Origin of the sequence: Paraburkholderia sp. NMBU_R16 (assembly GCF_013282575.1) — a bacterium.
In the GTDB taxonomy this organism is placed as follows: domain Bacteria; phylum Pseudomonadota; class Gammaproteobacteria; order Burkholderiales; family Burkholderiaceae; genus Trinickia.
Window position 1 is genome coordinate 119,109 of sequence record NZ_JAAAYE010000011.1, and the last position, 11,087, is coordinate 130,195.

The 11,087-nt window shown below is 59.3% G+C and carries 9 protein-coding genes; all 9 read left to right on the forward strand.

Annotated elements, in window-relative coordinates:
* Nucleotides 1-10 precede the first annotated feature (10 nt).
* Nucleotides 11-892 carry a glucose-1-phosphate thymidylyltransferase RfbA gene (gene rfbA, locus GWC77_RS08020; RefSeq protein ID WP_173256366.1) on the forward strand — a complete coding sequence of 294 codons (882 nt, stop codon included), beginning with the start codon at nt 11-13 and terminating at the stop codon, nt 890-892.
* Nucleotides 889-1,440: a dTDP-4-dehydrorhamnose 3,5-epimerase gene (rfbC, locus tag GWC77_RS08025; RefSeq protein ID WP_173256367.1), complete on the forward strand. Its 552-nt coding sequence runs from the start codon at nt 889-891 to the stop codon at nt 1,438-1,440. Before rfbA ends, rfbC begins: the two co-directional genes overlap by 4 nt.
* Before the next feature lie 33 nt (nt 1,441-1,473).
* The gene (locus tag GWC77_RS08030) at nt 1,474-2,406 is read left to right on the forward strand and encodes an NAD-dependent epimerase/dehydratase family protein (RefSeq protein ID WP_173256368.1); all 933 of its coding nucleotides are present in this window, start codon (nt 1,474-1,476) and stop codon (nt 2,404-2,406) included.
* A gap of 203 nt (nt 2,407-2,609) precedes the next feature.
* Nucleotides 2,610-3,521 (forward strand): dTDP-4-dehydrorhamnose reductase, encoded by a 912-nt coding sequence (gene rfbD / locus GWC77_RS08035; RefSeq protein ID WP_173256369.1) that lies wholly within the window; start codon nt 2,610-2,612, stop codon nt 3,519-3,521.
* Between the two features lie 36 nt (nt 3,522-3,557).
* Entirely contained in the window at nt 3,558-4,352 is a 795-nt protein-coding gene (locus GWC77_RS08040; protein ID WP_302181343.1) for an ABC transporter permease, read from the forward strand.
* A gap of 160 nt (nt 4,353-4,512) precedes the next feature.
* On the forward strand, nt 4,513-5,547 hold the full coding sequence (gene gmd / locus GWC77_RS08045; RefSeq protein WP_173256370.1) for a GDP-mannose 4,6-dehydratase: 1,035 nt from the start codon (nt 4,513-4,515) through the stop codon (nt 5,545-5,547).
* A gap of 125 nt (nt 5,548-5,672) precedes the next feature.
* Nucleotides 5,673-6,902, forward strand: a complete 1,230-nt coding sequence (locus GWC77_RS08050) for an ABC transporter ATP-binding protein (RefSeq protein WP_173256371.1) — start codon at nt 5,673-5,675, stop codon at nt 6,900-6,902.
* Between the two features lie 15 nt (nt 6,903-6,917).
* Nucleotides 6,918-8,243 carry a bifunctional 2-polyprenyl-6-hydroxyphenol methylase/3-demethylubiquinol 3-O-methyltransferase UbiG gene (locus tag GWC77_RS08055; protein WP_173256372.1) on the forward strand — a complete coding sequence of 442 codons (1,326 nt, stop codon included), beginning with the start codon at nt 6,918-6,920 and terminating at the stop codon, nt 8,241-8,243.
* 18 nt (nt 8,244-8,261) lie between these two features.
* On the forward strand, nt 8,262-10,859 hold the full coding sequence (locus tag GWC77_RS08060; RefSeq protein WP_173256373.1) for a glycosyltransferase family 1 protein: 2,598 nt from the start codon (nt 8,262-8,264) through the stop codon (nt 10,857-10,859).
* Nucleotides 10,860-11,087: the final 228 nt, after the last annotated feature.

Below are 11,087 nucleotides of genomic sequence, written 5' to 3' on the forward strand. Positions count from 1 at the left end.
AGGAGCCTCCATGGCGCGCAAAGGCATCATCCTCGCGGGCGGCTCCGGCACGCGGCTCTATCCGATTACCCATGCGGTGTCGAAACAGCTGCTGCCGGTATACGACAAGCCGATGATCTACTACCCGTTGTCCACGTTGATGGTCTCGGGGATTCGCGAAGTCCTGATCATCTCGACGCCGCAGGACACGCCGCGTTTCGAGGCGATGCTGGGCGACGGGAGCCAGTGGGGAATGAGCCTGCAATACGCCGTGCAGCCGAGCCCGGACGGTTTGGCGCAGGCGTTCGTCATCGGCAAGGACTTCGTCGATGGCAAGCCGTCGACGCTGATACTCGGCGACAACATCTTCTACGGGCACGATCTAGTCAGCCAGCTCGAGCGCGCCGACGCGCGGACGTCGGGCGCAACGGTTTTCGCGTATCACGTTCAGGATCCGGAGCGGTACGGCGTCGTCGAATTCGATTCGGCATTCCGCGCGCTATCGATCGAAGAGAAGCCCGCGCAGCCGCGCTCGAACTATGCCGTGACCGGGCTTTACTTCTATGACGAGCACGTTTGCGAGATTGCGAAGAGCATCAAGCCCTCGGCGCGCGGCGAGCTCGAGATCACCGATGTGAACTCGCATTATCTGCAAGCGGGCAAGCTCGACGTCGAGATCATGGGCCGCGGCTATGCGTGGCTCGATACGGGCACGCACGATTCGCTGATCGAAGCGGCGAGCTTCATTGCCACGCTGCAAAAGCGGCAAGGGCTGATGGTGGCTTGCCCCGAGGAAATCGCCTATCGCCGTAACTGGATCGATGCCGAGCAACTGCTGAGGCTGGCGAAGCCGCTTTGCAAGAGCAGCTACGGCGCGTATTTGACGGGCCTTCTCACCGACCAGATCGCATGACAATTCAAGTGACCTCGATGTCGCTCGATGGCGTGAAGCTCATCGAGCCCAAGGTGTTCGGCGATTCGCGCGGCTTTTTTTTCGAGAGCTTCAACGCTCGCGAATTTGCGCAACAAGTGCAAGACGGCGTGACGTTCGTGCAGGACAATCACTCGCGTTCCGCCAAGGGTGTGCTGCGCGGTCTGCATTATCAGATCGCGCATGCGCAGGGCAAGCTCGTGCGTGTCACGGAAGGCGAGGTGTTCGACGTGGCCGTCGACCTGCGCCGTTCGTCGCCTACGTTCGGCAAGTGGGAGGGCATCACGTTGTCGGCGGAGAACCATCGGCAGTTGTGGATCCCGCCCGGCTTCGCGCACGGCTTCGTGGTACTGTCCGAGTCCGCGCAGTTTCTCTACAAGACGACCGATTATTGGTATCCGGAATTCGAGCGCTGCCTGCTTTGGAACGATCCGAGCGTCGGCATCGAATGGCCGATCGGATTCGAGCCGATCCTGGCCGCCAAGGATGCCGCCGGCCGCTTATTGGCCGATGCCGACCTGTTCGAGTGAGCGACCAGGTTCGTAAAAAAATCGAAATCTAAGATGGGTGTTGGATTGGAATCTTCTTCTCAGCCAGGGCGCCGGCGTGTGTTGCTGACCGGTGCTCGCGGCTTTACGGGCGTCTATGTCCGCAACGAACTCGAGCGCGCCGGCTATGAGGTGATCGGCACGCTCGCGCGCGGCGAAACGGCCGGCGCGCACGAGCATTTGCTCGATATCTCATCGCTGCACGATTGCCGCCGCGTGATTGGCGAAGTGCGGCCCACGCATCTCGTGCATCTGGCCGCGATCAGTTTCGTGGCGCATGACGACGCGCTCGACATGTATCGCGTCAACGTGCTCGGCACGCTGAACTTGCTGCAAGCCTGCATCGACGTGGGATGCCATCCCGAGAAGATTCTCGTCGCCAGCAGCGCGAACGTCTACGGCAACGCCGCGGGCGTGGTGGACGAGAGCGTTGCACCCGCGCCGGTGAACCACTATGCGGCCAGCAAGCTCGCAATGGAGCACCTGGTGCGGACCTGGTTCGACCGCTTGCCCATCGTTGTCACGCGGCCGTTCAACTACACGGGACGTGGGCAGGAGCCGCGCTTTCTCGTGCCCAAGATCGTTTCGCACTTCGTGCAGCGCAGGCCGTTCATCGAGCTGGGCAACCTCGACGTGGCGCGGGATTTCTCCGACGTGCGGATGGTGGCGAGCATCTATCGCTCGCTGCTTGCGGGCAAGGCGGCCGGTGAAGTCGTGAATGTCTGCAGCGAGGTTGCGTACACGCTGCATCAGGTCATCGACATGGTGCGGGAAGCATCGCATCACGATCTCGACATTCGGGTGAACCGCGCGTTCGTACGGGACAACGAGGTCAAAATGCTGATCGGCTCGGCCGAGAAGCTGCGGCAGCTGGTTCCCGATGTCGAACCTATCGAGTTTGCCGACACCATTCGTTGGATGGTTCAACGCGAGCATCACCATCACTGAGCGCAGCCCAAAAGCGGGCGGTGGGGCGGCAATTTATACCTTGCTGCGGCCGTGGATCGGCAAAATCCACCCGATCGCGGTGTTTCAGATTGTTAGGCATCTTCGGTTACCCTCCGAGTGCTTCTATAATCTCGTGTCCTCGCGTCGTGGCGCTTTCGTCGGCTGGCCTCTGTCCGGTATCTGTCCTCGGGGTGCACTCGTTCATGTCCGATTTGAACCAACCGATCATTCTCGTTACCGGCGCGTCGGGGCAAGTAGGGTTCGAGCTTGTGCGCACGCTTCAGGGGCTGGGAACCGTGATCGCGCCGCGGCGCGATGTACTCGATCTCGCCGATGCGCGTTCGATCGAGGCGGCGCTGGATGAAATCCGCCCTTCGCTGATCGTCAACCCGGGTGCCTATACCGCTGTCGATCAGGCCGAGAGCGATGTCGATACCGCAATGCGCATCAATGCGCATGCGCCTGGTGTACTGGCTGCGGCGGCACATGAGATGGGCGTGCCGCTGATCCATTATTCGACGGACTATGTCTTCGATGGCACGAAGCAAGGGGCGTATGAAGAAGACGACCCGCCCGGCCCGTTGAATGTCTACGGTGCGAGCAAATTGGCTGGCGAGCGCGCCATCGAGCAGGCTGGCGCCGCGCATCTGATTTTGCGTACGAGCTGGGTCTATGGCGCGCGCGGGCGCAATTTTATGAAGACGATGCTGCGCCTGGGCCAAGAGCGCGACGAGCTGCGCATCGTCGACGATCAACGCGGCGCCCCGACGTGGTCGCGTACGATCGCGACACTGACGGCGCATATCGTCGCGCAGGCCATGGCGGTGGCGCCTGAAGCGCGGGCGCAATGGTGGTCCGCGCGCAGCGGCACGTACCATCTGAGCGCGGGCGGAGAGGCCTCGTGGGCGGAATTCGCGCGGGCGATTTTCGAGCTTGCCTCGCCGGAGAAGGCGCCGAAGGTCGTACCGATTGCGGCGAGCGAATACCCGACGCCGGCGCGGCGGCCTGCCAACTCGCGGCTTTCCAATGCGAAGTTGGCAGCGGTGTTTGGAATTCGGCCCCCGCACTGGCGGGACGCTTTATCGCTCTGCTTGCAAGACCGGCAATCGTGGTGAGGCCGGACATGGGCACGAAACATCGAGGAAGATAAATTGGCTGCATTGTTGAATGCGCTGCTGCGATACAGGGGCTTTGTCGTCGGCAGCGTGAAACGCGAATTCCAGACACGGTATCGCACGAGCATGCTCGGCGCGTTGTGGCTCGTGCTGCAACCGCTGGCGTTGATCGTCGTGTACACGGTCGTGTTTTCGGAGGTGATGAAGTCGAGGCTGCCTGGCGTACAGAGCACGTTCGGCTACAGTATTTACCTTTGTGCGGGCGTATTGACGTGGGGGCTTTTCGCCGAGATCGTTTCGCGCGCGCAAAGCGTCTTCGTCGACAATGCCAATCTGCTGAAAAAGCTCAGCTTTCCGCGCATCGTGCTGCCCGTGATCGTCACGTGTTCCGCACTGATGAACTTCGCGATCATCTTCGGCCTGTTTCTGGTTTTCCTCATCGTCACGGGAAACTTTCCGGGTGTCGTATTCGTGGGCCTCGTGCCGCTGCTGTTGACGCAGGTCCTTTTCAGCATCGGGCTCGGCATCACGTTGGGCGTGCTCAATGTATTTTTCCGCGATGTCGGTCAATTCATGGGCATTCTTCTGCAGTTCTGGTTTTGGTTCACGCCCGTTGTCTATCCGTGGCATGCGCTGCCGGAGCAGGTCAAACCGTTGATCCGGCTCAACCCGATGGCGCGATTGATCGAGGGATACCAGACGATCTTCGTGAATCGCCTTTGGCCCGACTGGTCGCTCGTGTGGCCCGTCTTTGTGCTCGGTGTGCTGTTTTGCCTGCTCGGCATGCATCTTTTTCGGCGGCATGCGGCGGAAATGGTCGACGAGCTGTAGTGCGCCCGTTGTGCGTGCGATATGCGCCGTTGCGGCGAGCCGCTGGCTTTGAGCGTTTTTGGCAAGGAGCGCTCGGCTATAATTTGCGGCGTTCGATTTCGGTATTTTGATGATTCTTCGCGGAATATGGCGCGGAGATCAGCTTTCCAAAGGAGAGGGAATGACAAGGGCAGTCGTAACCGGCATCACCGGTCAAGATGGTGCGTATCTGACGCAATTGTTGCTCGAGCGCGGGTACGAAGTCTTTGGCACGTACCGGCGTACGAGCTCGGTGAACTTCTGGCGCATGGAGGAGGTGGGCGTTCTCGATCACCCCAATCTGCATCTTGTCGAACACGATCTGACCGATCTCGGCTCAACCATTCGCCTCATCGAAACGGCGAAGCCGCGGGAAGTCTACAACCTCGCTGCGCAAAGCTTCGTCGGCGTCTCGTTCGATCAGCCCGGCACGACGGCGCAGATCACCGGCGTCGGTGCTTTGAACCTGCTCGAAGCCATTCGTATCGTCGACCGCTCGATTCGCTTCTATCAAGCGTCGACGTCTGAGATGTTCGGTAAGGTGCAGGCAGTTCCGCAAAAGGAAGACACGCCTTTTTATCCGCGCAGCCCCTACGGTGTGGCCAAGCTGTATGCCCACTGGATCACCGTGAATTACCGCGAGTCGTACGACATTTTCGGATCGAGCGGCATCTTGTTCAATCACGAATCGCCGCTCCGTGGGCGCGAATTCGTCACGCGAAAGATCACCGATTCCGCGGCCAAGATCTCGCTCGGCAAGCTCGACGTACTCGAACTCGGCAACCTCGACGCCAAGCGCGATTGGGGTTTCGCTAAAGAGTATGTCGAGGGCATGTGGCGCATGCTGCAAGCTGACGAACCCGATACGTTCGTGTTGGCCACCAATCGGACGGAGACCGTGCGCGATTTCGTCTCGATGGCATTCAAGGCAGTCGGCACGGAGTTGAAGTGGCGCGGCGAAGGCGAGAAAGAGGAAGGCGTGAACGCCGCCAATGGCAAGGTACTCGTGCGCGTGAACCCGAAGTTCTACCGGCCGGCCGAAGTCGACCTGCTGATCGGCGATCCGGCGAAGGCGAAGGCTAAGCTTGGGTGGGAGCCGAAGACGTCGCTCGAAGAGCTCTGCAAGATGATGGTGCAAGCCGATCTGCGTAGAAACGAAGCCGGCTTCTCGTTCTGATCGGATGAAGCGAGAGGGCGTTTCGGCGCCCTCGAGCCCGCGCCGATTCGAGCCTGGCCGAGAAGAGGCCGGGCCTTTTTCTCACAGCGTCCAACGCTTCGACTCGTAACCGCGGACCCGATCTCATGGGTAGTATTTCCGTACAAAACGTCAGCAAGGCCTACAAGCAATATTCGTCGCGTTTCGGGCGGTTGCTCGAATGGGTCGCGCCTGGGCATGCTGTCAGGCATCAGCTCAAATGGATATTGCGCGATATCAGCTTTGACGTGAAGCAGGGCGAGGCCGTGGGCATCGTCGGTATCAATGGCGCGGGCAAGAGCACGTTGCTGAAGATGATTACCGGGACGACGCAGCCCACGCGCGGCAGCATCAGCGTCAACGGACGCGTTGCGGCGATGCTCGAACTGGGGATGGGTTTCCATCCCGACTTCACGGGCCGCCAGAACGTCATCATGGCAGGGCAACTGCTCGGTCATTCGGTTGAAGAGATCATGGCGAACATGCCGGCGATCGAGGCGTTCGCTGAAATTGGCGATGCCATCGACCAACCGGTGCGCGTCTATTCGAGCGGCATGCAGATGCGGCTCGCGTTCAGCGTGGCCACGTTTCGCCGGCCCGACATTCTCATCGTGGATGAGGCGTTGTCTGTCGGCGATGCTTACTTCCAGCACAAGAGCTTCGATCGCATCCGCTCCTATCGCGAGCAGGGGACGACGCTGATGATCGTCTCGCACGACAAGACGGCGATTCAGTCGATTTGCGATCGCGCCATCTTGTTGAACGAGGGACGCCTGGAAAAGCAGGGCGAGCCCGAAGAGATTTTCGATTACTACAACGCGCTGCTGGCGGACCGCGAAGGCAAGACCGTCAAGCAGGTGCGCGGCGAGGATGGCAAGACGCGGACCGTTTCGGGCTCCGGCGAGGCCACCGTCGACGCCATTCGTCTTGTCGATGCCCAAGGCAAGAGCGTCGAGGTGATCGATGTGGGGAGCCAAGTGGCGCTGGAGGTCGACGTTTGCGTCCATGAGAGCGTGCCCGACCTCGTGCTTGGATATGCGATCAAGGACCGGCTCGGTCAGCCGATATTCGGCACCAATACGAGTTTTCTTGCGCACGCGCGTACGGCGTATGCTGCAGGCGAGCGCATCAAGTACCGATTTGCGTTTACCGCGAACCTCGGTGAGGGGAATTATTCGATCGCCGTGGCGTTGCATGCTGGCGATACTCACGTCGAAAAGAATTACGAGTGGCGCGATCATGCGATCGTTTTTCAGGTGCTCAATATGTCGAAAAAGAAATTTGTCGGCTGCGCTTGGATGGAGCCGGAAGTGAGCACCGTGAACTATCAACTATAGAAAATTCGGGGACCTATGCTGTCAGACGATTTTTACCGGGCGCTCGAAGATCGCTTTCGGGGAAGCCGGGAGACGATCAAGGCGCGGCAGAGCGTTTATTTGCCGGTCGTCGAGGCGCTGCATGCAAAGGTGGGCAAGAAGGCGCTCGATGTGGGGTGCGGCCGGGGCGAGTGGCTCGAACTGTTGAAGGAACGCGGCGTCCAGGCAGAAGGAATCGATCTTAACGAGGAGTTTGTCGACGCGGGACGGGCGGCGGGGTTGGCCGTTCAACAGGCCGACGCTATGCAGTTCCTCGCGTCGCAGCCCGATGCGACGTACGAGCTTGTTAGCGCCTTCCACGTTGTTGAGCACCTCGGCTTTAACAACCTGTTGGCTTTTTTAAAGGAAGCGTATCGCGTTGTCGACGACGGCGGCGCGATTCTGCTGGAGACACCTAATCCAGCCAACCTCGTGGTCGGTGCCTGCAACTTTTATATCGATCCGACGCATGAGCGGCCCATTCCCTCGGTATTGCTCAGTTTTGCGGCCGAGTATTCAGGCTTCGAAAGTGTGGTGGTGGTGCCCGTCAATCGCGCGTTCATCCACAACGATCTCGAACTGATGCCGTCACGACTCGCGGGAGCGGCCGTGATCAACAAAGTGGTATCGGCGCTGGATACGAATTTGATGCAAGCACCCGACTACGCGGTTGTCGCGTTCAAGAAGCGCGATCCGCGATTGACTGAGATCGCAGAGTCGTTAGTGAGCGGTTCGTCACTGGCGACTTCGACGGCAGAGGAGGAGATCGTGGGCTCGTTGAATCTGACGGTGATCGAGGCCCAGCGCGAAGTCGGAAAGTGGCAGGAGCGAGCCTATCAGGCGGAAATTCTGGTTCGAGACCTTGAGCTGAAGGCGAGCGATGCGAAGCTGCACGCGGAAGAAGAAATGCGCAGGATCGAGCAGCGGGCGGCGGCGGCGGAAATGGAAGTTGCCAGGTTGCACGAACATATCAATGCGATATACAGAAGCCGCAGTTGGCGGTTGGCCGCCCCGATTCGCGCCGGAGGCAATGCGCTGCGGAAAGCCGGGATATCGAGGGCTGGGTTGCTTCGGATCGCGAAGCCTGTGCTCATGCGCGCTGCTGACTACCTGCGTGCCCATCCGGCGCTCAGGGCCAAGGTCTCCGGCGTCTTAGCTCGGTATCCCGGAGTGCGGGCTCGACTGGTCGGCATGCTCGGGCTTGCGGTTATCCACGGCGCTCCGCCGGCAACCAATGAGATCGAGACGGTGGACCGACTCACAGCTCGCGGGCGAAAAATTCGCGACGATCTATTAAACGCTAAGAGCAACAACGCTCGATAACCCACTGCCGAGATCAGCATGCGCATCGTTTTGGATCTTCAAGGATGTCAGTCGGCCAGCCGGCTGCGCGGCATCGGGCGTTACAGCATGGCGCTTGCAAAGGCTATCGTTCGTAACGCTGGCGATCACGAAGTTTGGATCGTACTCAACGAGCTGTTCCCCGATACGATCGAAGAGATCAGGCAAACGTTTTCCGGCTTGTTGCCGCAAGACCGGATTGCTGTTTTTTCCGTTCCCATGCTCACGCCATACCAAGGTGAGCACGATTGGCGAACGAGGGCTGCGATCTTGGTCCGTGAGTACGCGATAGGCGAGCTAGAGCCGGACATCGTCCATGTGAGCAGTCTGTTCGAAGGATACGTCGACCACTCCCTTACGTCTGTCAAAGAGCTCGATTCTGACGTCCTTACCGCGGTGACGCTCTATGACCTGATCCCGTATCTGAATCCAGATCGCTATCTCACCGACGCCGGGTTCAAGCAGCATTACCTGAAGAAGATCGATGCGTTGAAACGAGCCGATGTCCTCCTTGCCATCTCCGAGTATTGCGGGGAAGAGGCATCGAGGGAACTCGGGATTGCTGGAGAGAAGATCACTAACATTTCGTCGGCGGTCTCAGAGAGCTTCCGGACGGTCGAGCTGACCGGCGAGCAACGCGGGGATCTTTGCGCACGTTACCGCCTGACGAAACCGTTTGTCATGACGACGGGGATTGTGGAGCCGCGTAAGAACCTTGAGGGGCTCATCGTTGCCTATTCCAAGCTGCCGATCGAAGTCCGCCGGGAACATCAGCTCTTCATGGTGTGCCAAGCGACCGAATCTAATTCGGCTAAGCTCCGCAGCCTCGCTCAGGCGAACGGCTTGAACGCTGACGAACTCGTTCTGGCCAGTTTTGTGTCGGACCACGACCTGGTTGCGCTGTATAACACCTGCCGCCTGTTCGTTTTTCCGTCGCTTCATGAAGGCTTCGGACTTCCAGCGCTTGAAGCGATGGCTTGCGGTGCGGCAGTCATCGGCTCCAATGCGACTAGCATCCCGGAGGTAATAGGTCGCGATGACGCCCTTTTCGATCCGCGCGATATTGCGCAGATGGCGTCCACGATGCAACGCGCACTATGTGATGAAGCGTTTTGGCGCTCGCTGCGTGAACATGCGGGGCAACGCGCCGGGCTTTTCTCGTGGGACGAAACGGGGCGCCGTGCGTTGCGTGCGTTCGAAGCTGCCTATGCCAAGCGTTCCAGCGCACGGCATGCGGCTGTAACAGACGACGCCGGGACGGCTGAGGATGTCAACCATGCGGATAGCGAAGCACGCTACCTCCATTTGATTGACGCCTTAAGTAAGCTGAATCCTGGTACGGCCTCGGAGCGCGACTATATCGCGACAGCCGATGCTATCGCAGCGAATCAACGAGGAACTCGCGCGCGTCAGCTCTTTGTTGATGTCTCGGTCCTCTGTGAAGTCGACGCAAAATCGGGCATTCAACGCGTGACGCGTGCCATATTGCGTCAACTGATCATTGGGCCGCCCTCCGGTTGGCAAGTGAGGCCCGTGCGACTTGATCGTACGGTCATGGCATATCGATACGCCAATCATTTTCTGCGCGAGCTGGACCTGGGCAGCCATGTTGTCGAACAAGAGGACGACTGGCTCGATAGCCAGCAGGGCGACGTTTTTCTGGGGCTGGACTTGGTGGCGGACTGCGTGCCACCGGCACAGCAATGGTTCGAGCGGCAACGTAGGCGTGGAATCAAGGTTTATTTTGTGGTCTATGATCTGCTTCCGGTTACGCGGCCTGACTGGTTCCCGGAGGTCATCGCGCAGTGTTTCCCGTTGTGGCTGCAAACGATCGCGACGGTCTCGGACGGCCTGATCGGTATTTCGCGTTCGGTCGCAGACGACATCAAAGTATGGCTCGATGCTGCAAAAGTCGAGCGCAAGCGGGATCTTAAGCTAGGGTATTTCCACCTGGGCGCGGACATTGAAAGCAGTCAGCCTTCACGAGGGCTGGCCGACGATACACCTCAGGTTCTTGCTGCGTTACAGGCCAGACCTACCATTCTCATGGTGGGAACCGTGGAGCCTCGAAAGGGGCATGTCCAAGCGTTCGCGGCATTCGAAAAGCTGTGGGCCGACGGCATCGACGTCAATCTTGCTATTGTTGGTAAGGCCGGCTGGCGTTTGAACGGTTTCGACGATACGCTGAAGCGTCACCCGGAACGGAGCAAGCGGTTCTTCTGGCTCGAAGGCATCACCGACGAGTACCTGGAGAAAGTCTACGAGGTTTCTTCTTGTCTGCTGATCGCATCAAAAGGCGAGGGGTTTGGTTTGCCATTGATCGAGGCGGCACAGAAAGGAGTGCCGGTGATTGCCAGGGATATTCCGGTGTTTCGCGAAGTCGCTGGCGATTATGCGTTTTATTTCGACGGTGACGATGCAGACACCCTGGCACGAGCGCTAAGGAACTGGCTCGATTTGCATGCCGATGGAAGGGCGCCTTCATCGGTGGGAATGCCGTGGCTGACATGGCAGCAAAGTGCGGAGCAGATTAAAAATCTGATCTTCGATGGAGCATGGCACAACGAATGGAGGCCCGCGGCCCTAGCAGCTTGCTGAAATACCCCTCGTCAGCGAGCGCGTACCTTTCGTCGGCTCGTCGAGCCAGTCGATTTTTCGGGATATGGAAATCTGGGCCTCATTTCAGGGATTTCTGATGGTCTGAGGCTCGTTTTTTGCCCGGCTCCCTCCCTTTATGCCGCCGCCGGACGGACTGCGCCCAGCGAGCGCATACGCACGAGGTTGTAGGCGGCCATGTTCAGAACGAACATCTGGTCGACCTTCTTC